The sequence below is a fragment of the Shewanella sp. cp20 genome, assembly GCF_000832025.1.
Lineage (GTDB): Bacteria > Pseudomonadota > Gammaproteobacteria > Enterobacterales > Shewanellaceae > Shewanella.
The window spans coordinates 21,254-44,548 of the sequence record NZ_JPII01000025.1 but is presented as its reverse complement, the minus strand read 5'-3'; the positions used below and the strand labels follow the sequence as shown (position 1 = coordinate 44,548).

Annotated in this window: 19 protein-coding genes; 7 read left to right on the top strand and 12 right to left on the bottom strand. The window is 53.7% G+C overall.

What is annotated here, in order from left to right:
* Positions 1 to 125 precede the first annotated feature (125 nt).
* Positions 126 to 380, top strand: coding sequence for a hypothetical protein (locus tag DB48_RS08810; protein ID WP_041509927.1), 255 nt, complete (start codon positions 126 to 128; stop codon positions 378 to 380).
* 218 nt (positions 381 to 598) lie between these two features.
* Here DB48_RS08810 and DB48_RS08805 read toward each other — a convergent pair whose 3' ends face one another.
* The 3 genes from DB48_RS08805 to mnmD all read right to left on the bottom strand — a co-directional run bounded on the left by DB48_RS08805 (position 599) and on the right by mnmD (position 3,390).
* A complete protein-coding gene (locus DB48_RS08805) occupies positions 599 to 811 on the bottom strand; it encodes a hypothetical protein (RefSeq protein WP_041509926.1) in 213 nt (70 codons plus the stop codon).
* Positions 812 to 1,017: 206 nt separating this feature from the next.
* On the bottom strand, positions 1,018 to 2,565 hold the full coding sequence (locus tag DB48_RS08800; protein WP_041509925.1) for an FG-GAP repeat domain-containing protein: 1,548 nt from the start codon (positions 2,563 to 2,565) through the stop codon (positions 1,018 to 1,020).
* Between the two features lie 123 nt (positions 2,566 to 2,688).
* On the bottom strand, positions 2,689 to 3,390 hold the full coding sequence (mnmD, locus tag DB48_RS08795; protein WP_041509924.1) for a tRNA (5-methylaminomethyl-2-thiouridine)(34)-methyltransferase MnmD: 702 nt from the start codon (positions 3,388 to 3,390) through the stop codon (positions 2,689 to 2,691).
* A gap of 784 nt (positions 3,391 to 4,174) precedes the next feature.
* On the opposite strand from mnmD, the gene rarD reads away from it, so the two are divergent.
* Positions 4,175 to 5,101, top strand: a complete 927-nt coding sequence (gene rarD / locus DB48_RS08790) for an EamA family transporter RarD (protein WP_041509923.1) — start codon at positions 4,175 to 4,177, stop codon at positions 5,099 to 5,101.
* Here the strand turns inward: rarD and DB48_RS08785 are convergent.
* Positions 5,021 to 5,656: an esterase/lipase family protein gene (locus tag DB48_RS08785; protein WP_082035612.1), complete on the bottom strand. Its 636-nt coding sequence runs from the start codon at positions 5,654 to 5,656 to the stop codon at positions 5,021 to 5,023. The two genes, rarD and DB48_RS08785, sit on opposite strands and share 81 nt — an antisense overlap.
* Before the next feature lie 106 nt (positions 5,657 to 5,762).
* On the opposite strand from DB48_RS08785, the gene DB48_RS08780 reads away from it, so the two are divergent.
* Positions 5,763 to 6,776, top strand: a complete 1,014-nt coding sequence (locus DB48_RS08780) for a class I SAM-dependent rRNA methyltransferase (RefSeq protein WP_041509921.1) — start codon at positions 5,763 to 5,765, stop codon at positions 6,774 to 6,776.
* A 467-nt stretch (positions 6,777 to 7,243) separates the two neighbouring features.
* Positions 7,244 to 8,413: an MFS transporter gene (locus tag DB48_RS08775; protein WP_041509931.1), complete on the top strand. Its 1,170-nt coding sequence runs from the start codon at positions 7,244 to 7,246 to the stop codon at positions 8,411 to 8,413.
* On the opposite strand, the gene DB48_RS08770 is transcribed toward DB48_RS08775, so the two are convergent.
* Positions 8,410 to 9,651 carry a cation:proton antiporter gene (locus DB48_RS08770; protein WP_041509920.1) on the bottom strand — a complete coding sequence of 414 codons (1,242 nt, stop codon included), beginning with the start codon at positions 9,649 to 9,651 and terminating at the stop codon, positions 8,410 to 8,412. The genes DB48_RS08775 and DB48_RS08770 overlap by 4 nt on opposite strands.
* 87 nt (positions 9,652 to 9,738) lie before the next feature.
* Positions 9,739 to 11,184 carry an MBL fold metallo-hydrolase RNA specificity domain-containing protein gene (locus tag DB48_RS08765; protein ID WP_041509919.1) on the bottom strand — a complete coding sequence of 482 codons (1,446 nt, stop codon included), beginning with the start codon at positions 11,182 to 11,184 and terminating at the stop codon, positions 9,739 to 9,741.
* 622 nt (positions 11,185 to 11,806) lie between these two features.
* Here DB48_RS08765 and DB48_RS08760 point away from each other — a divergent pair.
* The 3 genes from DB48_RS08760 to DB48_RS08750 all read left to right on the top strand — a co-directional run bounded on the left by DB48_RS08760 (position 11,807) and on the right by DB48_RS08750 (position 17,817).
* Positions 11,807 to 14,263 (top strand): Ig-like domain-containing protein, encoded by a 2,457-nt coding sequence (locus DB48_RS08760; protein ID WP_041509918.1) that lies wholly within the window; start codon positions 11,807 to 11,809, stop codon positions 14,261 to 14,263.
* A gap of 251 nt (positions 14,264 to 14,514) precedes the next feature.
* The gene (locus DB48_RS08755; RefSeq protein WP_041509917.1) at positions 14,515 to 16,452 is read left to right on the top strand and encodes a bifunctional diguanylate cyclase/phosphodiesterase; all 1,938 of its coding nucleotides are present in this window, start codon (positions 14,515 to 14,517) and stop codon (positions 16,450 to 16,452) included.
* 159 nt (positions 16,453 to 16,611) lie between these two features.
* Complete coding sequence (locus DB48_RS08750) at positions 16,612 to 17,817, top strand: GGDEF domain-containing protein (RefSeq protein ID WP_041509916.1); 1,206 nt, start codon at positions 16,612 to 16,614, stop codon at positions 17,815 to 17,817.
* On the opposite strand, the gene DB48_RS08745 is transcribed toward DB48_RS08750, so the two are convergent.
* The 6 genes from DB48_RS08745 to DB48_RS08720 form a co-directional block, all read right to left on the bottom strand.
* Positions 17,801 to 18,577, bottom strand: coding sequence for a Crp/Fnr family transcriptional regulator (locus DB48_RS08745; RefSeq protein ID WP_041509915.1), 777 nt, complete (start codon positions 18,575 to 18,577; stop codon positions 17,801 to 17,803). The two genes, DB48_RS08750 and DB48_RS08745, sit on opposite strands and share 17 nt — an antisense overlap.
* A gap of 122 nt (positions 18,578 to 18,699) precedes the next feature.
* Positions 18,700 to 19,152: a copper chaperone PCu(A)C gene (locus DB48_RS08740; protein WP_041509914.1), complete on the bottom strand. Its 453-nt coding sequence runs from the start codon at positions 19,150 to 19,152 to the stop codon at positions 18,700 to 18,702.
* A 20-nt stretch (positions 19,153 to 19,172) separates the two neighbouring features.
* The gene (locus DB48_RS08735) at positions 19,173 to 19,811 is read right to left on the bottom strand and encodes an SCO family protein (RefSeq protein ID WP_052813722.1); all 639 of its coding nucleotides are present in this window, start codon (positions 19,809 to 19,811) and stop codon (positions 19,173 to 19,175) included.
* Between the two features lie 287 nt (positions 19,812 to 20,098).
* Complete coding sequence (locus tag DB48_RS08730) at positions 20,099 to 20,959, bottom strand: hypothetical protein (RefSeq protein WP_152619123.1); 861 nt, start codon at positions 20,957 to 20,959, stop codon at positions 20,099 to 20,101.
* A 64-nt stretch (positions 20,960 to 21,023) separates the two neighbouring features.
* The gene (gene nirK / locus DB48_RS08725; RefSeq protein ID WP_041509912.1) at positions 21,024 to 22,202 is read right to left on the bottom strand and encodes a copper-containing nitrite reductase; all 1,179 of its coding nucleotides are present in this window, start codon (positions 22,200 to 22,202) and stop codon (positions 21,024 to 21,026) included.
* Positions 22,203 to 22,605: 403 nt separating this feature from the next.
* Complete coding sequence (locus DB48_RS08720) at positions 22,606 to 23,106, bottom strand: MarR family winged helix-turn-helix transcriptional regulator (protein ID WP_041509911.1); 501 nt, start codon at positions 23,104 to 23,106, stop codon at positions 22,606 to 22,608.
* Positions 23,107 to 23,295: the final 189 nt, after the last annotated feature.

Genomic DNA, 23,295 nt, shown 5'->3' with positions numbered 1-23,295 from the left:
GCTTTTATATAGAATAACTATACTTCAAGCCTCATGCCGCGATTTGAACGTGCTCAATTAGAACAAAAATTGTTCTCAAAAGGTCAACAGGCCCTAGCGCGGTCACGCACTCAGGAGGCTTTCCCTTGTACAGGCTTGAGACACAAAGACACACCAGAGAAACAGACGCGTTTTGGCAGCCGCAATTCGACGGCGAGCCAAATCATCAAGATGAGTATTACCCGCACCACCTGGGCGGTCATTCGCAGTCGCGCGCGATCCATGACTGCCTAAGTGCGCTAGCCAGCGAAGCGACAGACCAGAGCCGACAACGGCAGCTCAGCCTCAATCGTGAGATTGTCGCCCTGGTCGCGGAGCAGGCCAGGCTATCGCTCAACTAAGACGACTTAACTAGGGCTTATCGCCTGATGCGACTCATATAAGGGCGACTCATGTCAGAGCGGCTCATATCAGAGCATCCAAGTTCAAGCGACTAGGTTCTAGCGTCCAGGTTCGAGCGGCCAAGTTCGAGCGCCTAAGTTCGACTGGCCAGGTTCGAGGAAAAGTACTCGCGAACCAGGCGACAAGGGGTCTAACCCCTTAAAGAATCAAGAGACCGCTAACGGGAGCGCGGCGTGATATTAGAGAGGCTATCGAAGAATCTCTGTCTCTGCTTCTCGGCATCGAAGCGGCGCACTATCTGCCACTCCTGATACAGGGCAATTGCAAACCCTACGACCACTACCAACAAGCATCCGGCTCCCAGGTAGGTGATGATGTTTACGGCGACATCTGCTCCTGCAGAACTACTGGCGCTGCCAAAACCTATCATACACAAGCCCTTCACATAGTCTCTGGGTGACCACAGGCCACCTTCGACCTCAGGGTAGCGATGAAAAATGAAACAAGCCTTAAGTCAGCCCGCCCTCCATGATCAGCGCCGGTTAGTAGATGCTAACTCACTGAAGTAATATGAGTTATGGCAAGCAGCTAAATTGCGACAAAGTGTATCTCTGCGCGATTTACACAAGGGTGCGACTACTGGGTCATGATCACCAAGAACTGACTCTGCAAGGCCGGCTTATCCTGTCTGCCATACTTGATCAGCAGATCAGCCTTACCGTCCAGATTTAGATCTTCGCTACTCAGCATCTCGCCATCTTTAGGCAGGGCGATCTTCAGGCTCTCCCTGCGAGCAAAGAGCGCCCCCTTGGCATTGCCCAGGAACAGATCCAGCTCCTCTTCACCATCGGAGAGCAGCAGGTCCTGACGCCTATCGCCATTGATATCCGCCAGCCTGACTACGGGCGAGCCACTCTGCCCCGAGGTCAGGCTAAAACTCAGCTCCACCGACTTGCTCATGTTCGGCTTAGCAGCGAAGCGCCCCTTATCATCCATGGTAAACAGGTGCACATCCTGATCGATGCTCCCCGACACCAGGGCGCCGATGATCTGCGACAGACCGATATCGAAGCCAGACACCAGCACCTCACTGCGGCCATCGAGGTCGATATCCACCAGCTCGAAACCCGTGAGGGTGCCATCACCGCGGATCACGCTCTGGGGCTGTTTGCCGAAAGTCACTCCCTTCTCGCCCTGCTCCCCCAGGTAGATCTCATAGTCGTTAACCCTATCGAGCACGCCCGAACTCTTGGTATAGCGCACCACCATATCCACTATCTCATCGCCGTCGACGTCTTGCAGGGCCTCCACCTTACGGTAAACCAGGTCGCTCTGATCCAGCGCCTCGCCATAGGCATCGCGTCTGTCCCACCAGTCCAGGCCACTGATCGCCTGGCTCACGGGCTGAAACCTGGGATAGCTCTCGAATCGGCCATCACTATGCTGGGCATAGATCTCCAGCTCCCCCTCGCCAACCTTGATGATATCGTCGCGCCCATCGCGATCCATGTCGGCAAAATAGAGCTTGGTCTCGCTGTAGCGGGCGCCGTCGCGATACAGCAGCACCTTAGGCTGAATCGCCAGGGTCTGGATCTTCCAGCCATCGTCCTGGCTGAGGAACAGCTGCGTCTGCTCAAACTGGCCCAGGATGAAGTCGTCACGGCCATCCCGGTTAAGATCCCTAACGAACTCGCCGCGCGCAATAAACTCGATGCGAGGCTTTAGCACCAGCGGGGCGACATTAAACAAGGGCTCAAGTACCAGCCCCTGCTCCTTAACCCTGAGCACCGAGAGTTGAGCGCGCGACATAAAATAAACCGACTGCAGCGCATCGGCTTGCTGTGAATTGCCCTGCTGTGGCTTGGCACTCACATCATAGCGATAGAGATCGGCGGCGAGGGGCAGCTTGTGCAGCAGCTGATACTGGCCAGTATCAGTGTCTAGACCATAGACGGCGAGCCACTTGGTCTGGCGATCATCGACACCGATCGCCAGCAGCTCCTTGTTGGCATCGCCAAGCAGATTTAGGCTCTCCAGCGGGTGGGTCAGTTTAAAACCGGTATCGATTGTTTGGGACACGAAGGCCAGCGGCGCAGCCTTATCGGCCCAGGCCTGCATGGCGCAGAGGAGCGTCAGGCTCGCGGTGAGCCAAGGCGCGAGTGCACGAGTTGCCAGTTTTTTCACAGATCATTTCCCTATGTGAAGCCAAGTGGGTTCTAATCTATCGATTCCCGGCAAAAAAGAAAGTTCAGTTAATGACTTGTTACAAACAAAAACAGTCCGCGATTCAGAACGGGATTTGCCTGACTAATCTGGCTTGGGCTTCCATGCACGAGTCATCTCACGTCGCCCTAGCGCTCCCGGATGGGGCTTCACCCTGAAACCAGCCGCCTTCAAGTTACGCTTAAACTGGCCATTGGCACAGTAGCTGACCAGCATCCCCCCCGGCATCATCATAGGGTAGAGCCGGTCGAAATTATCCTGAGTCCACAACTCTGGCTGCTTGCTCGGCGCAAAGCCATCGTAGAACACCAGGTTTATCGATTCACTCGGCAATGCCAGGCTATCCCAGGAGGCATGGATCTTATGTAGCACGAAGCCGGGAAACAGGGTGACATCCTCGCCCCAGGGCGCGCTGTGCAGGCGATCGAACAGATCCTGCAGCGCAGGCGCTAGATGCTCCTTATAGTTCAGCTGGGCAATCACATCATTGGGGACTGGATAGGCCTCGACCGTCACGAAGCGGATCGGCCTGGTGAGTTTATCCGGCTTACCGTCTGGGCCTAGCAGCTGCTTGAGTGTGAGCATGGCATTCATGCCCGAGCCGAACCCCAACTCGAGAATGTTCACCCGCTCGAAGACGGGATCCAGCGCGGCAAGGCCCGACTGAATGTAGACGTGTTCAGACTCGCTGATGGCACCATTGTGGGCATGGTAACTGTCGTCAAACAGGCTGCTCATCAGGGTGTGGGAACCATCTTTGGTCATCTGCACATGGATCTTGTTCATTCTCGGGCTCAATAAAAAGTGTTTACTGGCACCGATTGTACCTTAGACCTAGGGTCTGTTTATCTTTCAGGTTTAATTTTTGTTCGATCTAAACGCGTTTTGCTCAAGGCGCATGCTGTGCGACATAGTTATTCTATGTAAATAGCAGGCAACAAAGGGCAAGGCGCGTTTAGATGAACCCTTCGGGCAGCTTTTGTAGGCCAGTTCTACGGCGTTATCGCCCGCTCATGTAGAATAACTACACTATACGGACTCTTCCTTGTATAAATAACCTACAAAGCGCTGCAGAAACAAACAGGAAAGGTCAACAGACCCTGGGCTTCGCATGCAAGTGTTTCCCCTTAAGAGATTTAGCCAGACTATTACCAAAACTAAAACCAAAACCAAAACCAAAACCAGCCAAGAGTGATCCATCTCACAGCCAAGTAGCCGCAGTAATGGGAAAATCCGCGCCACTTTCGGTCGGGATTTTCCCGGTAACCCCATGCACAGCTAACTAATACCAATCACAGTAAACATGTGATCAGAAATAGCGCAGGAAAAACGCTTGAGAACAAAGCAGGATTTTTAGATAAGTAGTTATTCTACAATTAAAAATACTAATACAGTTATCGAGCGTTTTAACAAGCTAGAATGATCAATTGTTTATTACGATTGGTATAAACCGCCATCACGCGCTCACCTAGGCCCGAAACCTCGAAGGGAAGCCGAATTAAGCGATGACAAAGTCGTGCATGACACACAAGCCAATGCAAGCAAAAGCAAGATAACACCTAGAGCCCCTATGCCCAGCCACACCCAAGTTAGCGCCAAAGGCAATGCCCTGGCGATCGTCTCATTTCTACTGTGGGGACTCCTGCCCCTCTACTATCAGTTTCTGCCCGGTGCGGATATCACCGAGATGCTGGCGATACGCCTGCTCTGCTCTGTGCCCTTCATGCTGCTGGTCTTTCTGCTACTCGGTAAGCCTCTGCCCAGTCTGGCAATACTCAAGGCCAACCTCCCCTCGGTAGCCTTGTGCGCCCTGGCATCTGTCATCATGTGCGTCTCCTGGTACAGCTTCACCTGGGCACTCACCCATGGTCAGGTGTTGGCGGCGAGCCTGGGCTTCTTCATCAACCCGCTGTTTGCCATAGGATTAGGCGTGATCTTTCTAAAAGACAGGCTATCTGTCGCCCAGAAATGGGCTGTCATGCTTGGCGGATTGGGCATAGCTTACATGGTGATAGCCTATGGTCAGCTTCCTTGGCTGGCGCTACTCATGGGCAGCTTCTTCGCCCTCTATGGCCTGTGTAAGAAATATATCCACTTCGATTCGCTCACCTCAGTCACCATAGAGGCGGCCCTACTGACCCCCATCGCCGCCGGCTATCTGCTCTGGCTCAGCGCCACGGGCCAGAGTGAGGCGCTATCGAGCGGGACCGGTACTCTGCTGCTCTACATCGGCTCGGCGCCCGTCACCCTGCTGCCGCTGATCTTCTTCGCCCTGGCGATTCGTCACACTAGCCTCTCCATGGTCGGCCTGTTGCAGTACATAGAACCCAGCTTGCACTTCTTGCTGGCGATCTTCCTGTTTAACGAGGCATTTGACAGCGTCAAGGCCGTGAGCTTTGCCCTCATCTGGCTGGGGCTAATCCTCTGCTCGCTGGAGGCCCTGCCCGGCCTGTGGCGCAACCTCGCCAACCGGCGCCAGCTGAACCACTCCCGCTAAGATCTCGGCCACCACCCGGCGACTGAAGATCATCGACAGATGAAGCGGTCGCCAGATAACTCTATTGTCGGCGCCAGGCCAGTGAGAGCTGCGACTCGGCACTATGGTAAAGTCGATGGGTGTGCGAAACGAATAGAGGGCGATCCCGTTAAGCGACTCCTGGCTGCAGGCAAGCTGTGACAACAACTGACTCCTGGGGCGCAACTCACGCATCGCCCGCGACGGATAGGGCAGCCAGGCGAGATAGCTACCATGATGGGGAGAAGAGATGGAAAACAGCGCCCGGGTACGTTTATCCCCACCCAGATGCTGCAGATAGTAACGGGCGACGATACCGCCCATGCTAAAACCTATGAGGCAAAGAGCCTCATCCTCGCCCAAAGCCGACTCGATATAGCTTTGCAGCTGCTTAGCGGCATAGGCTATTCCCCGCCGGCCATCTAAGGGACTCAGGGTCGGTGTCAGACACTCGTAGCCCTGGCGCTCAAATTGGCGACGCATCCACCCCATCACATGACCTGTATTAAAGATCCCATGCACCAACACGAGTTTCATCCCTAGGCCCTCATCCTCAACAACCGAGTTAATCACCCCCAAGGGGTAAATATTTGCTATGATCCGCGCTCACCTCAGCATACCACCGATTAGGGATCATAAGCTCATGTCGAACGCCGACCTGCTGCGCCAGGCGATCAGCCAAAGAAGCGAGCTGCTCGCCGCGGCACAAGCCGCCAACACCAACTGCTTTCGCGTATTTCACGGCACGGTCGAGGGGATAGATGGACTCACCATAGACCGCTATGGCGACGCCTGGCTGATCCAATCGTTTCACCAGAGTCTGACTCAGGAAGAACTGGATAGCCTAGGCGATGAGTTAACACGCACCCAAGATCTTCCCGTCATCTACAATGATAGATCCAATAAAAACTCGCGTATTCTCAACCCGCTAGCCCCCGAGCTCGACGCCTTTGCCCGCGACGAGCAGGAGATGAGCGAAAATGGCATCCGCTTCATCAGCAAGTTGCGTCACGAGGGACAAGATCCCCTGCTGTTTCTCGACATGCGTGTCGGCCGGGAATATGTGAAGGCCCATAGCCAAGGCAAGTCGGTACTGAACCTGTTTTCCTACACCTGTGGCATAGGCACGGCCGCGGCAGTTGGCGGCGCCGATTCGGTGACTAACGTCGACTTCTCCTCCTTTGCCCTGGCCGCAGGCCGTCGTAACGCCGAACTCAATGGGGTGAGCGACAAGTGCGAGTTTATTCAAAGCGATGCCTTTCCCGCCATGCGCCAACTGGCCGGGATGAAGGTTGGTGGACGTCGTAACCAGAAACTCCCCAGCTATCCTAAGCTGGCACCGCGTCAGTTCGATCTGGTGTTTCTCGACCCACCGCGATTCGCCAAGAGTCCCTTCGGCACGGTAGATCTGATCAACGACTATCAGAGCCTGTTCAAACCCGCCATGCTGGCCACTAAGGCGGGCGGCACCATAGTCTGCTGCAACAACGTCGCCAAGGTGGAACGCCAGGCCTGGCTTGACGCCTTGATTCGCTGCGTCGAGAAACAGGGACGAAGGGTCGCGAGTCACCAATGGATCCACTGCCACCAAGACTTCCCCTCCTTCGACGGCAATCACCCGCTGAAGATAGTCGCCCTCACATTAGCCGAGGATTAACCGGCTCGCACAAAATCTGCCATGCTCATCCTTGGTTAAACTTAGCCAGGATGAGTATGAGGAAGTTATAACGGGCATAAAAACGGTAAAAAATTGACCGCAAACCTGAAGATTTACACCTTTAACCAATAAATTCCCAACCAGAAACAATAAAGCAACAAAAAGCGAGCAAAAAAGTCGCTAAAACAACCCTAGAAATTTAAAAACAGCTATCGAAAAACAAACCTAAAACTGATTTCCCCGAGAAGTTAAAGCGTACATTCCTTAATCGCAAAACCAATTCTGAGAGCAAAAAATCTACTATAAACACAAATTTCCTATCAAAAAACCATCAAACATCAAAATTCACTTTACTTAGCGCCTCACTCGCACTACATTTCGCTTCCCGCTAAACCCTTAATAAATGACGGCCCAACAAGCATATCCCTCCAAGCCGCCATTTACACAACTTAATTTGGAGATTATTGGTGTTAGACGTCGCCGATAACTGTAAATCGAACAATCCTACGGCACCCGTAATAGGCCTCTCTTTCTTTGCCGTCGCCTCCGGTTTTCTGATGAGCCTGATCCCCCTATCATTGGGCAATTTTGGCCTCTCGCCGGATCTCGCCCCCTGGCTCGCCAGCATCTTCTATCTGGGCCTGCTGCTGGGCGCGTTACGGGTAGAGCGACTTATCACCAAGATGGGCCACAGACGCGCCTTCGTCCTCTTTCTAACCCTACTCATTGCCAGCATAGTGGCCATGTTGTTATTGCCCCATGCTGGCATTTGGCTTGGGGCGCGCCTGTTGGCGGGTTTCGCCGTCGCGGGCGTATTTGTGGTGGTCGAATCCTGGCTGCTGATGGCAAACAGCATCAAGGCGCGTGCCAGACGACTGGGGATCTACATGGCTGCCCTCTATGGTGGCAGCGCCCTCGGCCAACTGGCCATCGGCGAGCTGGGCACCCAGGGGGTCTTACCCTACCTGTTTGTCATCGTCCTTCTCATGATGGCCATACTGGCTCCTGTACTGATCCGCTCCGGTGAGCCGGCCCATCAGGCTCAGCAGAGGCTCTCTTTTGCCGAGAGTGCCAGCCTGAGTCGCCCGGCCATCATAGGCTGCCTGGTCTCTGGCTTGCTGCTCGGCCCCATCTATGGACTGATGCCTGTCTATATCGACAATCAGGTCGACGAACCGACCCAGACGGGACTCTTGATGGCGGCGATTATCCTGGGGGGCATGGCGGTGCAGCCGTTGATCAGCTATCTCTCGCCTCGGATGGATAAACGTCTGTTGATGGCCATGTGTACCCTAGTGGGCCTGGTTGGTGTGGTCAGCGCTATCGAGACCAGCGCCTTGCAGCTCAAAGCGGTGAGCTACTTCATCCTGGGGGCGGCCAGTTTCGCGCTCTACCCTATCGCCATCTCGCTGGCTTGCGACAGACTGCCGAGCACCAAGATAGTCTCGGCCACCGAGGTGATGTTGCTCTGCTATAGCCTGGGTTCTGTGGCGGGGCCACTGCTGGCGTTGACCCTGAGCGACAAACGCCACGGTATGATGCTCTACTTAGCCATCTGCCTGTTGAGCACCTGTCTCTATATGTTGCTCAAGAGTGTACAGAGACTCGACGGCCAAACCGATAGCCTGCAGAGTTAGACCTTACTGTCCTCGCCATCGGCCTCAGGCTCGCCCTGCCGATGGCGTTTAGCATACCAATTAGCCAGAGGCTGAGCCGAAAGGCCATGGGCCAGTATGCTCATCAACACCGTCACTGTCACCACGGCATAGAGGGTCTCGAACCCCTTGATGCTGCCCATCTCATGGGCGACGATCAACACATAGAGAATAGAGGCGATCCCGCGAGGGCCAAACCAGGCGATAAAGGCGCGGGTCGACAGATCTAACTTGGTGCCGATCAGCGAGATCATCACTGGCAGCATGCGCAGCAAGGTCAGACTCAGCAGGGCATAGAGCATCACCTCCACGGTGACATAGGGCAGGGTCATGGGCACAAATGCCAGACCGAAGATAAAGAAGCTGATCAACACCAGCAGCTCCCCCTCACTCTCGGCAAAGTCTTTAATATGCCCCCTGGCCATCTTGCTTGTGTTACCGGCATAGAGACCGGCGAAGAAGGCGGCGATGAAACCATTGCCCGAAAACGCCTCGGCCAGATAGAAGGCCAATATTGCCAACGCGATGGGGATCAGGTTGAGGTAGGTCTCCACCATGCCATCGCGCTTAAAGCAGAAGGTTTGCAGCTTGGTGCCAAAATAACCGACGGCGCCGCCCACCAGGGCACCAAACAGGATCTGCTCCATCACATAAACCATCCAGTGTTGGTCCTGGGCATGCTCCAAGCCACTCATGATCAAGGCCACCACGGTAATTAACACAGGAAAAATAATGCCGTCATTCAGTCCGCTCTCCACATTGATGGTGGAGCGTATCGTCTTGGGTACCTTAGGATCTGAGACCACTGCCTTGCCAAGGGCCGCATCTGTGGGCGTCAGTAGCAGCGCTAACATCAAGAGATAGAGAAAGGGCTGGCCGGGAAAGAAGAGTCCTGCAACTAGGGTTCCCACGGCGACCGTGATGGGCAAACCAACAAACAGCAGACGCGCCGGTAACTGCCATGACTGCTTCAGCAAGCCGAGATCCAGCAGGGCGGCGTCGCTAAACAGCACCAACACCAGGGCGATCTCCACCATGATGGTGACAAACTCGGCATCGACCTGCACCTGAGTCACGTCCAATCCGAAGGGAGACAAGAACAGCCCAAAGCTAGTAAACACCATGGGCCCTGAGATATCGAAACGCGCCAACCACTTAGAGATATAACCATAGAGCAATACGACTAAGGCAATGATAAGTATGACGATATGTTCATCCATTAAGGCTTTCCTTGGCGATTTACAATTGGTGGACTTCTCGCACCTAAACTAACAGAAATTATGTTCCATGGCGCTAACTGAAACGGACTATTCTCGGCCAGGCAACCAAACCAGTTCGGGCAAGGCGGTAAGATCTAAGATGTCACCCCGCTGGGCTATCACCACATGGGGAGACCGACTCCCTTCTGGCGCCAACTCAGCCTTGAGCCGCTCCTGGGCCTCACGCTCACCATGGATCAGTATCAGCGGCGGCGTGTGTTTAAAGTGTCGATACCAATGGATAAGCTCGGCCTGATCCGCGTGCGCCGACAGGCCGCCGACCGTATGTATCTTGGCCGCCACAGGAATGTTACGGCCATGTATGGTGAGTGACTCGGCGCCATCAACCAATAAACGCCCCGGCGTGCCTAAGGCCTGGAAGCCACAGATGATCACATCCGACTGAGGATTCGCCAGGTTATGTTCCAGATGGCTGCGGATCCGGCCGCCGTTGCACATGCCGCTACCGGCGATAATGATCAAGCCCTGATGGATCTCGTTGAGCTCCATCGACTCCTGCGTGCTGTCGATAAAATCCACATTTGAGAGCAGCGGATGTTTACCCGGTGACAACCGGGTGAAACGCTTAAAGTCCTCATCCATCAGCTGATAGTTGGCCACATAGATCTGGGTCGCCTTGATCGCCATGGGGCTGTCTAGGCAGATACGCCAGTTGGACAGCGCCCACTCCTTGGCATAGAGATGAAACAGATAGAGCAGCTCCTGGGCCCGACCGACGGAAAATGCCGGCAGCAGAATGTTGCCGCGACTCTCCTTGATGGTCTTGGCAAAGATCGCCTTGAGCTCTTCTAGAGTATCGTCCCAACTGCGATGCAACCGATCGCCATAGGTACTCTCCATCAACACCAGGTCGGCGTCATCAACAAGCGTGGGGTCATCGAGAATGGGCATGCCCGCCCGCCCCAGATCGCCACTAAACACCAGTTTCTTACGCTCCTCCCCCTCGCCCAGCCACAACTCGACCACGGCTGAGCCTAGAATATGCCCGGCATCACACAGACGCGCCGTCAACTGAGGCACCACCTGTATAGACTGGCCATAGTCGAGCGCGACAAATTGCTTGATGACTAGAGCCACATCTTCCTCGTCGAACAAAGGCTCCAGCGGCGGCAGATCCATCTTCACCCGCTTCTTGTTAAGCCGCTCCACGTCGCGCACCTGCAGCATGGCCGCATCTTGCAGCATCACCTCACACAACTCGACCGTCGCCTTATGGGTGTAGATGGGGCCGGTGAAGCCCGACTTGACCAGCAGAGGGAGGCGCCCCGAATGATCGATATGGGCATGGCTGAGCACCACGGCATGAATGTCCTTGGGCTCGAAGAGGAAGGGCTCGTGGTTACGCAAGGCATCAAGCTTGCCTCCCTGGATCAGGCCGCAGTCGAGCAGCACCTGACGACCCGAGATATCGAGAAGATGACAGGACCCCGTCACCTCCTGGGCCGCGCCGAGAAAAGAGAGTGTCATCTGCATAACAATGTCCTGTGCATAACAGTGTCCTTAGTGTGCCCGCAACGAGCTAGGCAAAGGGAATACCAGATCCAAACGCGCCTGGAAAATGTATCGGCTTATGATCAAAAGATAGTCTTTTTAATAGCTTCCAACCAGGCGTATCAAAGAGAATCACAAACCCAGAAGCGATAAATCTAGTTCTGCCCCACACCAAGAAGGTCAATAAACCTTCCGACGAGTAAATTCGAATATTCTCATTCCTTAGTCTTATTTTCTTACCTCTTTATTATTGACCGTGGCGCAACAAGTAAATAACATATCAACAACAAATATTGTTGATGTACAAAGACTTAATTAAGTAAAAGCGAATCTAACACGAGATAAGATACGGGTGATGTGATTAAGCCTCACCCACAATAACAACAAACAAAGAAATAGGGATATTCACTATGCTAAAGGGATTAATGCGTATAGGCTGCATGCTTATACTGGCAACACAGCTCAGCGCCTGTGGCGGTGGAAGCGGATCATCAGATACAGAAAAGGTTGCTGTAAAACTCGGTCAAACTCTGAGCTTTAGTCAGGGTGGCCCCATAGATAAAACCTTCGGTGATGAGGCTTTTAGCACTCGCTTCAGGGCCTGTTGGGAACTGGAGCCATTAGTTATACCAGCTCTAACCCAGAAGTTGTCAGCGTCTCCAGTGATGGGTTAGTCACCATAATAAACGTGGGTTCCAGCACAATAACAGCCCAGGTAGAAGAAGATGCCAAGTACCTGGCAGCCTCCGCCGCCTACCAAGTCAATGTCGCCAAGGCCGAGAGGGCTATCGCCTTCGACAACACAGGCACGGTGGCACTTTTTATCGATCAAACTTATCTGAATCCCGTCAATGTCGAGGTTGCTAATGTCACCTTTAGCAGCCAAGATCCTGCCGTGGCGTCGGTGGATGCAAGTGGACAGGTAACGGCGCATACGACGGGCGAGACGCAGATCTTTGCCGAGATCGCCGAAACCGCTAACTACCTAAAAGCCAGCAGCAGCTTCTTTGCTTCTGTCGCGCCAAAGTCGCTAACACTCAAGTTGCTGATAGGTGCCGATGACACGGAAGTGTTTACTGATGTAGATACTCCCCTGCAACTAGCCAGAACCACTCAGGCTGACTGTGACTTTAACAATCTCAGCAACTGCGACAACTGGCTGGTCGACAAACTATCCACACAACCGCTAATAGACAGCAGCTTAACCACGACTAGTGATGCCTACTATAACCTCTTCCACGGCCAACATGCTGGTCAGGCAAGCTATATCGCCAACAATACCCCTTCTGGCCGCTCTTCAGCCAAGGTCGTTTCTTTCGATGGCTATCTCTGGCTCATCGGCGGCAATGACTACACCGGCAATGATGCCAGTATCTGGCGCTCGAGCGATGGCAACATCTGGCAAAAAGTGGTTGATGAGGCTCCTTTCGGCGTGCGTCCTCCTGTGGCTGTCATTACATTTGCAGACCATATCTGGCTCGTAGGAAACCGACGCGATAAAAGTCTTAACGATGTATGGCGCTCAGCAGATGGCATCAATTGGACTCAGGTAAATGCCGATATTGGCTTTGGCGAACGCAACAACTATTCGGTGACCACTTTCAAAAACAAGATGTGGATATACGGCGGCTATGACTTTCAGGCCGGAGACTATGTCAAAGAGATCTACTCCTCTACCGATGGCATCACCTGGAACCTGGAATCGTCAGACTCGACAGCAACCCAGAGAGTAAGCACCGCCTTTGCTGAATTTAATAGCAAGCTTTGGCAATTTAGCGGCAGAAACGATACCGGGAGAGTCGCCGACATATGGAACTCGGACGACGGTATTCATTGGACATTGGTGACAGACAAACCAGAATTCTCGGCTAGAGAAAAGCATGAAGTTAGGCAAATCGGTAATCAACTAATTTTGCTGGGCGGTTATATTGATCAGCTAGATCCGAATCGCTCTCAGAATCCAAACGATGTATGGACCTCCACCGACGGTGCCTCTTGGACGTTAGCAACTGATGACGCTAACTTCGGTGTACAGTCACCACACATGGTCGATAGGATACGCTTGTACTTCACCACCGCGGTACATAATGATGCCCTGGTCGTGATCGGCGGCAGAAGTGATTATGGCGTCTTACTCAACGACAACTGGCAAACGACAGACGGCAAGCATTGGCTGCCGCTCAACAATCAACTACCAGCCATGAAGGATATTCAGGCAGTCAGTCACCAGGGAGAGATACAACTGCTTTCCGGCTCCAACGAAGATTTCGAGAAAATAAATACTCGTTGGCACTCTGCTGACGGATTCAGCTGGACATTAGATGATTCCACGACGCTTCCTTTTCCGACGGACAGCAAACTACTTACTTTTGCAGGAAAAATTTGGGCATTCCATTCATCGGGTAGCTACTCATCACTCGATGGGAAGTCCTGGAACCAAGAGGCGCTCACCGGGCCAAATGTTGGCACGCAAAACGGTCAATACTCAGTCTATCCATTCGACAATAAATTATGGGCTATCGACACGCAAAACAGCGTCGTATATCGCTCGGAAGATGGTATCAACTGGACAGATGTAGGCAACAATAACTTCCCCGCGCGTGCCGTAACCCAAATCAGCAGCTTTGGCGGCAAACTCTGGGCTGTTGCGGGTCATGAAACCCAATCACGAACGACTCAACTCAGCGATATCTGGTCCACCACAGATGGCATCACCTGGACAAAACAGGCAGACAGCACTGAGTTCGGCGCGAGGCATATTCACCAGCTCGTCGAATTTGACGGTAAATTATGGGCCTTTGGCGGATATGGCGCTAACCAAACCTTAACCGATCTCTGGTATTCCCAAGATGGCACCAGCTGGAGCAAGGCCATGGATAACTTCCCCTTCGATGCTAAGCGTGATTATCGCGCCATGGTTCACGGCAATCAACTCTTCATTTTGGGAGGGATAATGCCCTACCCCTTAGATGCCACCTATCACACCACCGCGAAGCAAGTATGGATGACGACTAACGGCACCGAATGGCGCCGAGCGTTACAGCAAACGCTGAGTTTCTAAGCCCAAGCGGCTAACGGCAAGAATGAAAAGGCTCGATGAGATAACCACTCATCGGGCCTTTGTTGTTTTTCAACAAAGGCCATCGCGCCAACCAAGTAAGCTTTTGCGTTAAAGCAAACCGAAAAGAAAAGCAAAAAATAGCCCTAAACCCGCCGCTGATTAAAAAAACGACAAACCGGCGAAAGACACGGATGAAATCTTTAGGTTATAGTTAGTTAAACGGATGGCACACGCGCTTTTCAGGATCCCCTATGAAGCCCTATCAAGACGCTCTCTCATTGCTGGAGCAAGACCCACTCTTCAGCCAGACTCAGGTCAACACAGCCCAGCTTGCAGTGCCGGAAGAGATGTTTAACGGCTGGCAGCAAACCTTAGATCTCTTGTCGGAAATCGTCGACACTCCGGCCATTCTGATCATGCGGGTGACGGAGAAAGATATCTCTGTCTTCACCACCAGCCATCATCCGGACAATCCCTATAAGCGCCACGACACAGAGAGCCTTGGCCATGGCCTCTACTGCGAGACAGTGATCCAGCGTCAGGCCGAGCTGGTCGTGCCCAACGCCCTTAAAGACAAGGATTGGGATCACAATCCCGACATCAAGCTGGGGATGATCGCCTACTGCGGCTTGCCGCTCACCTGGCCCAACGGTCAGCCCTTCGGCACCCTATGTATGCTGGACAACAAAGAGAGAGACTACGGCCGCACTTTTCGCCATCTACTGGCACGGTTTCAAAATGCCATCAATGCCAATCTCGCCAGCCTGTACCAGAGCGCCAAGCTCTTTCATCTCAACCAGATCTTAGAGACCAAGGTGCAGGAACGCACCCAGGAACTCACCAGGCTCAACAAGAAGTTATTAAGCGAGATAGAGCAGCGCACCTCAATTGAAAACTCGCTGCAATTTCATAAGGATCACGACCCATTAACTGGTTTGGCTAATCGGTTGGGCTTTGTGAACCAGCTATCACAGCAGCTCAGTCAACCCGATGACTTGTCGACCTATGTGATCTATTTTGGCCTGCGTAACTTCAAGTCGATCAACGAGAGCTATGGCTATGTGGTCGGCGACAAGGTGTTGCAGCTCTTTAGCCAGCGCATCAAGCGCATCCTGGATAAAGAGACCCTACTTGCCCGCATCGCCGGCGCCGAATTCGTCATCGCCCACAGGGGCAAGAATCCCCTGGAGCTCCCGCTGATCGACAGCATAATACAAACCGCCAATATCCCCTTCGCCCTGGCAGAGTTCAGCATCAAGATCCCCTGCTGCATTGGGGTTGCTGTCGCACCGACCGATGCCCAAGAGGCCTCAGAGCTGATGCAAAAAGCCGGTGCCGCCATGAGCATCAGCAAGGCCGAAGGCACGCCTTACAGCTTCTTTAACAAGTCGACCCAGACCAATATCGAACGCCGCTGCCTGCTGGAGTCACACCTGGTGGACGCCCTGAAACATCAGGAGCTGAGCCTACATTATCAGCCGCTATTTAGCCTGCAACACAAACGAGTCATTGGCGCCGAGGCGCTGCTTCGCTGGCACAGCCCCCAGCTGGGCAATGTACCGCCGGATCAATTTATCAGCCTGGCGGAGCACAATGGTCAGATCATCGCCATAGGTAACTTCGTGCTGCATACCGCCATAGAACAGGCCGCCAAGTGGCTAAGCCAAGATCCCAACAGGCGCTTTCGAGTGGCGATCAACATCTCGCCGCTGCAGTTTCGCGATACCGATTTTGCCGACTATATCGCCAACCTCTTGAGCCTGTACCGCCTGCCGGCCTCCTGCCTGGAACTGGAGATCACCGAAGGGGTGCTGCTACAGGATGAGCAGCTGGCGCAGCATATCATCGGCCGTCTGCAGGCCCTGGGGGTGAGGATCTCCCTCGACGACTTCGGCACCGGCTACTCCTCCCTGAGCTACCTGCAAAAATACTCCTTCGACACCCTGAAGATAGATCGCTGCTTCATTACCAATCTGGAGAAGAACGAGCAGGACAGGGAGCTAACCCGGGCAATTATCGCTATGGGCAAGAAGCTGACACTCAACGTGATCGCCGAAGGGGTAGAGACTCAGGCACAGGATGCCTTTATCCGCCAGGAGGAGTGCGACTTCGGTCAGGGTTATCTCTATGGTAGACCCGTGGATGCGCAAAGCTTCGAGCATGACTATCTGAGCGCTGACAATGAATAGCCTTAGTCTCGGCTAAATGACCGCCTATTGATGAGCGCCAGTTAAACAGAAAATTGAGCGAGAATGAGCCCGTCGACAATCAAAGAAACAATTCATTAACAAACAGATTCACTCGACGCCGCGGCTGTTTTATAGTGTAGAAAAAGAAAAAGATTGCTTATGAATATTGACCCCATTGCCGAGCTGCTGGTGCTATTTATCTGCCTGCTCGCCAGTACCTCTACCTTAGCCTGGGGCCTTATGGCCTACCCTTTAGGCATAGCTCCCCGCGCCAGCAGCTATTTCTCCCTTGGCAATATGTTAATTCTATTCGGCGTACTGCTCACAACCCTCAGGGATCAGACGCCGAGTTATCTCTACTGGTTCGGCGCCGATATGCTGCTATTACTCGGTTTTGTGCTGCTTCGCAGCGGCACCCAGCGGCTGTTTCGCCTGCCAAGCAGTATCAAATTAGACGGCGCCCTGCTGTTCCTGACGGGGAGCTTGATGTTAACTCAGCCCCCGAGCGCAGAGGCCAGCGATATCCTAGGCATCTGTTTCTCCTTCATGGCAGCCAGCACCTTTCTACTCATGGCCAGAGACAACCTGGTCGCCCTGGAAAACACTGTCAAACGCCCCATAGCCGTGGTCCTATTAAGCCCCATTGCCCTGATGGGAGTAGTTTTCGCACTCAGGGGCCTGTTACTGCTCACCGAGCCCACGCTAAAACCCCATCTGGTCAGTATTCAGAACGCAGATGCCATCCCCATGTTATGGCTGTACGTGGTCATGACCTTGTGGATCAACGTGATCATGATGGGCAACGCCCTCACCCGTCTGGTGCAGAAGATGCGCCAACAGGCAGACAGGGACTATCTCACAGGACTATGGAACCGACGCGCCATGCAGCAGCAACTGGAGCAGCTGCATCAGCGCTGGCTCAGGGATGGTCAAGCCTATAGCCTGATCCTGTTCGATCTGGATTTTTTCAAACAGATTAACGACAAGTTTGGTCACTCGGCAGGGGATGCCGTGCTGGTCAAGACGGCAAAGCAGATTGGCAAGGTAACCCGTGCCATGGACATCTTCTGTCGTCTCGGCGGGGAGGAGTTTCTCATCGTCTTACCGACAACGAATAGCCATGTGGCGGAAATCATCGCCCAGAAACTGCAGCAGACCCTGAGGCAATCCAGCCTCAACTGGCAGGGAGCCCTCATCCCCATCAGTGCCAGCTTCGGCATAGTCACCACGGCACCAGGCGATACGCCAGACAGCCTGTTGGCACTGGCCGATAAGGCGATGTACCGCGCCAAGGAGACTGGCAGAGATCGCTGCTGCAGTGCCCAGCGACAGCTAGGCGAGCCTAAGGCTACACCATCTCAATAGCAATCTGCTGACAGGGCGCCTTATTAGCACGAATAAGCGGCTCACTAGGGTTCATCCCTTGATTGGCCAAGGGCAGGTTGGCACTGGTATAGAGCTTAGCGAGATCGTTAATGTCTATGGCACCACGTGACTCGCTGATGATCCCTTCGGTGACCATCTTCTTCATCAGACGGGAAAAGGTTTCCGGCTGAATCGATAGGCGCGACGCCAGCACACGTTTAGGAATATCCAACTCGACCCGTCCCTGGTTGTCGCCTATCTTTTGCATGTTGCGCAGCAGAAAAAGCAGCAGACGCGACTGGGCATTCTGCACCGAGAGCAGCTCTACCTCGTTAATATCCTTACGCAGTCTAACGCTCATCTCCGCCATCACGGCGATACAGGCATCGGGATTGCCCCTGAGCATGGCGAGATAAGCCTCGCTATCGAAGCTCACTAAGGTGCAGTGGGACACGGCCTGGGCCGATACGGGATAGGAGGCCTGACGGCTAAACATTAGGGCTTCGGCGAAGGTGCGTCCCTCGCGTACTACCTCTATCACCTTATCCTGCCCCTGCAGGCTGGTGCGATAGAGTTGCAGGTGCCCCTGAATCACTAAGTAGAAACGTTTGGCCAGATCCCCCTGATAAAACAAGTTTTCATGGGCGGCCAGGGTGATCTTGGCTGCCTGACCGAGCAGGCGACAAAGCTCCTCTTCGCCCAGTGTCGAAAACAGGTGATGTTTGTGAATGCAGGCCTTAATCTGTGGATCGGTTATCATCGCGCCTTCCTTAGTCCTGTTGCTCCGTTAATCTAAATCACAACCTGCTGGCAAGTCGTGATCTAGATCATAATGAACAGGTATTTAGGATGAATCAAATCAAAAAGCGCGTGTAGGCATTTTTAGTGATGCATGCTATGGTCGTGAGCCTCTCCCTGGGCCGTCACTTTTGCCATCACAGACAGGATCTCACCATCGGCCAGGGTCAACGTAAGCGCCACCTCTTCGCCGAGCGCGGGCACCCCGGCGTTAAAGTCTGACATCATGCCGTGATAGCCACCGGGCGCCAGTTTCACCATGCCATGGGGCGGGATCTGAATCGCCTCAACACCCTGCATGCGCATCACCTCATTCTCCATCAGGGTCTGATGAAGCTCGACGATGCCTCTAGGACTGCTGATGGCCTTCAGCACCAGTGGTTTGTCGCTGGGGTTATGCAACGACAGGTAGACAGGCACCACCCGAGAGGTAGGCGGCATGCCGCGGATCCAGGCGTCGTGCACCATCAGCTCGCTGGCCTGAGCGGCGCCAATCCAGCTACAAAGCAAAACAAACAAACAGAATCGAGCTTTCATATAATTTCCTTCTTTCATGATTAAAGCAGACTCTCTATCTGCTGACGCATCTCATCTATGGGGGTACCTGTGTAGAAGAAGCCTCGTACCCGCTGTTTACCGTCGAGCACGAAGATCTTGGCGGTGTGGGAATAGAGATAACCCTGGCGCTTAGGCGCCTTGCTGTCTTCCAGACTCAGCTTCTTATATTCTGTCGTCACCTTCTCTTCGGCCAGCTTGGTGTAGTCGGCCTTAAAGAGCGCGGCCACTTCATCTATCTTCTCCCGCTCGTCGACCAAACCGATAAAGCTGGGGTCGAAATAGCTGAGGTATTTATTCAAATGCTTGGGCGTGTCGTAGTCGCTGTCGATGCTGATGAAGAGCACCTGAATACGCTCACGGCTCTCGCTCGGGAGTTGATTCATCAGCTGACTGATATGCGCCATGGTGGTGGGGCAGATGTCGGCGCAGTTGGTGTAACCGAAAAACATCATCACCACCTTGTCGCTAAAGTCCGACAGGCGCACCTCGCCCCCCTTGCTGCTGCGCAGGCTAAAGTCGCCGCCAATCCCCTTGAGGATAGGCATGTTCGCCATGCTAGCGCCGCTAATCAGGCTACCCATGAGCAGCAGGCAGAGGCTCAGCACCAGATTAAACTTACGTTGAATAGCTTGTGTCATACTCAATTCCTTCTCTGTGAGACTAGGGCCTGTTGACCTTTCAAGTTTAATTTTTGTTCAATCTAAACGCGTTTTGCGCGAGGCGAGAGCCATGAATCATAGTTACTCTATGTAAATGGCGAACAACACGGTGCAGCGCGCGTTTAGATGAACCCCTTGGGCAGCGTTTGTAGGCCATTTCTACAGCGTTATCGCCAGTTTGTGTAGAGGACTACACGACACAGGCTCTGCCTTGTATAAATCACCTTCAAACTGCTGCAAAAACAAACGGCAAAGCTCAACAGGCCTTAACAACGCACCTCGGCGCCGAGATCGGTTACCGGCGGCAGATACTCTGCGCGGTAAAGCATTACCTTGGCCCCCTCGGGCGTGACGACCAGCAACATAGTGACGCCGACCCTCGCCAGTTCCACGTCGCCGTCGCTATTGGTGGCGGTCCACTGATACTCGAAGCTCAGACGGTATTGCCCATCCTCTGGCGTGAGGCTGTAATTCTTGATCACCCGGCGACTGTTACTGTGATTAAGGCTGTGCAGATAGGCGAGATACTGACTCGGGATCTGGCCAGCATCTTCCGGGCCGGTAAAACTTGCATCCTTAGCCAGCAGACCGAGCAGAGTCACGTCATCGAGCTTGTCGAGCGACTCGGTCCAGCGGTATAGCGCGGCGCGAACCAGGTTTATCTCTGCCGCAGGGCGATAGCGAGAGGTAAAATCATCATACTCGTTGACCAGGGTGACGCTGCTGCGCACCAGGCCCTGGCTATCTAGGCTCAGGCGCTGCACCACATATTGACCCTGCACCTCTGTCTCGCCCTCGTCAGTAGCGGGGTTGGCAGAGAGATTAGGAGAAGTGAGCTGAAACTCTGTCTCCACCTCTACCTCTATGCCATCTTGGCTGCGGCTGATGAGGTTGATAGACATCAGATGATGGGCGCCGTTACCGGGTTGGTTACCGGCATATTCGGCGTGATCGACCAGATCCCTCTGCGGCGCAAGACGCTTGTCTGCTTGGCCCATATCCAGACTGGCATACCAGAGATACACGCTAGCCTCCAGGCCATAATCCACCTCGGCGGCCTCTGTGCGTGGACTCATAGAGACGAGTCCCAGCATCATCAGCAATCCCATCAGGAATAACCTTTGCATCTGCACCTCCCCAAGTCGTGATGATAGGTGGCTCGAGCCTAACCTAGACTCGAGCCTTGTGGCCTTAGGCCGTGGCTATGCTAGATGGCTTCTTGATCTGCACCATCAGGTTATCATCCCACTCACCGTCGACCTTAATGTGGGCGGCGGCCCCTTTCATGATCGCCTCGATCAGGTTGTGGTTCACATAGGCATAGAGGCCTGGCTGACGGAAGTTATACAGGGCGGCACAGGCACTACCACCGGCGACCATCCAGGTTTCCAGGTTGGTCTGCGGCGCATCGGTGAAGGAACCGGCCGGCCAGACATAGTCGCCGTGTCCGCCGATGATGTGAGGACGGGTGTCACGGTTGGCCTGTGAGTGAATGAAGAGTACAGACTCACCCACCTTAGCGGTCATGGCATTCTTACCTGTCAGGGCACCCACACCACCGTTAAACACTACATGAGAAGGGGTAAGCGTCTTCATCACTTCCAGCACGTCATTCATGCTGCCCATCACAGTGTCGTAGGCCTTGTATTTACCTTTGGCATCCTTAGGCACATAGAAGTCGGCTTCACCAATATAGTAGGCCTTATCATATTTGACTGGCTTGCCAGCGGCGTCTGTTAGTCCCTCACGAGGCAATACCATGATGGCACCGTGCATACCCATGGCCACGTGCCAAGGGATCATCACCCCGCCCGGCGCACAGTGATAGACGAAGGTACCCGCCTTGGTCGCCTTGAAGCGGAAGGTAACCTCCTGGCCAGGAGAAACCAGGGTCAATTCGCCGCCGCCCAGCGCACCTGTGGCAGCATGCAGGTCGATGTTGTGGGCCAGGGCATTACTGGCAGGGTTAACCAGTGTCAACTCGACAAAATCATGTTGATGGCAGACGATGAGCGGACCAGGCACGCTGCCATTGAAGGCGCAGACCCAGGCGTTGGTGCCATTTTCCAGCTCTATCTGCTTCTCTTCTACCACCAGTTTGACCTGTACCACCTTTGGCTTACCCTTGGCGACCTGATCATGCTTAGGCACCATAGGTGGTGGCACTAACTCTTGAGTCACGCGTTCCAGCTGATCGGCCTTGTAGTTAGCCATGCGGTCCGACTTAGTCTGTGTGGTGGCCGAGGCACTGCCAGAAACCAGGCCTGCCGCCATACCAGCGCCCACTATGCCCAAACCGACTGAACCACTCAAGAAGCTACGACGTTGCTGATCGACATTGACTACAGGGGTAGAAGATTGCTTTTTCATAAAATACTCCGTTGTTAGCGCATTTCACCAAAGGGGTTCAAACTGCCAGAGCCACTGTGATGAAGGTGTTATTACCTTGTTGCGCTAAGATTATTCCTTTGGCGCGGATTGAAATTGACTTTGGTCAAGTCGCTCAAGAAATTTCAATTTGGCTAAATTAGCCAAGAAAGGCGGCTAAATGTCGGCGAAAAAACGGGCAGAAATTGAGGTAAAAATGCTCGCTAACCCAGACGGCAAGCGAGTTAAAAGGACAATAGAAAGCAAGTATCAGACTGTCAAAGTGACCAAGCGAGTCCCACCAACCTAGACCAAGCGTATACTTTTATTTACAGGCAGAGTAGGAAGGAGCGATGAAAAAGTCGGCAGTCAGCAGCGGCTGTCCACCGACGGATGAAGGGCAAACTTAAGACTCAAATGCCTGCAACCAATGTTTAAACAGCGCATTAACTTGCTGTTTCTCATCGAGCGACAGGCGACTGGTTAACGCCTGCTGCACCGCCACATGGGCCAGGATAGCCTCGTCGATCAGCGCGAGTCCAGCCGCCGTCAGCCCGACACTGACGCTACGCCTGTCTTCCTGACTATGGCTTCGCGACACCAGTCCCTTCTTCTCCAGTCCGTCAACACGATTGGTCATGGCTCCCGAGGTGAGCATCATGGCCGCGAGCAGGTCCGACGGTGTCAGACGATAGGGCTCTCCCGAGCGACGTAGGGTCGCTAACACATCGAACTCCCCCATGCTGATACCAAACTGCTTGTGGCAGGCGCTCACCTCTGCCTCCAGATGCTTGTGGATACGCATCAGACGGCCGAGAATCGCCATGGGTAGGGTATCGAGTTGCGGCTTCTCCTTGGCCCATTGGGCCGTGAGGCGATCGACGCCATCGAGGTGATCTGAGTTCATCTGCTCTCCGGGAACAATTGGGGTTAATGATTGCGACTTACTTATCCCGCGCTCAGGATAGTTAGGTGACGCGGCTACCACCGCGATTTATCTTCAGGCAAAGATAATTAATCCTGAGGTACTTTACAAGCAGAAACAAAAGGCGCAGACTAATATCTTCACGCAAAGATACTTTTTATTGAGATAAAT

Excerpts from the sequence above, each read along its gene's own strand:
- DB48_RS08805 (WP_041509926.1), bottom strand. The coding sequence starts at position 811 with ATGATAGGTTTTGGCAGCGCCAGTAGTTCTGCAGGAGCAGATGTCGCC.
- mnmD (WP_041509924.1), bottom strand. The coding sequence starts at position 3,390 with ATGAACAAGATCCATGTGCAGATGACCAAAGATGGTTCCCACACCCTG.
- rarD (WP_041509923.1), top strand. The coding sequence starts at position 4,175 with ATGCCCAGCCACACCCAAGTTAGCGCCAAAGGCAATGCCCTGGCGATC.
- DB48_RS08785 (WP_082035612.1), bottom strand. The coding sequence starts at position 5,656 with ATGAAACTCGTGTTGGTGCATGGGATCTTTAATACAGGTCATGTGATG.
- DB48_RS08780 (WP_041509921.1), top strand. The coding sequence starts at position 5,763 with ATGTCGAACGCCGACCTGCTGCGCCAGGCGATCAGCCAAAGAAGCGAG.
- DB48_RS08770 (WP_041509920.1), bottom strand. The coding sequence starts at position 9,651 with ATGGATGAACATATCGTCATACTTATCATTGCCTTAGTCGTATTGCTC.
- DB48_RS08765 (WP_041509919.1), bottom strand. The coding sequence starts at position 11,184 with ATGCAGATGACACTCTCTTTTCTCGGCGCGGCCCAGGAGGTGACGGGG.
- DB48_RS08755 (WP_041509917.1), top strand. The coding sequence starts at position 14,515 with ATGAAGCCCTATCAAGACGCTCTCTCATTGCTGGAGCAAGACCCACTC.
- DB48_RS08750 (WP_041509916.1), top strand. The coding sequence starts at position 16,612 with ATGAATATTGACCCCATTGCCGAGCTGCTGGTGCTATTTATCTGCCTG.
- DB48_RS08745 (WP_041509915.1), bottom strand. The coding sequence starts at position 18,577 with ATGATAACCGATCCACAGATTAAGGCCTGCATTCACAAACATCACCTG.
- DB48_RS08740 (WP_041509914.1), bottom strand. The coding sequence starts at position 19,152 with ATGAAAGCTCGATTCTGTTTGTTTGTTTTGCTTTGTAGCTGGATTGGC.
- DB48_RS08735 (WP_052813722.1), bottom strand. The coding sequence starts at position 19,811 with ATGACACAAGCTATTCAACGTAAGTTTAATCTGGTGCTGAGCCTCTGC.
- DB48_RS08730 (WP_152619123.1), bottom strand. The coding sequence starts at position 20,959 with ATGCAAAGGTTATTCCTGATGGGATTGCTGATGATGCTGGGACTCGTC.
- nirK (WP_041509912.1), bottom strand. The coding sequence starts at position 22,202 with ATGAAAAAGCAATCTTCTACCCCTGTAGTCAATGTCGATCAGCAACGT.
- DB48_RS08720 (WP_041509911.1), bottom strand. The coding sequence starts at position 23,106 with ATGAACTCAGATCACCTCGATGGCGTCGATCGCCTCACGGCCCAATGG.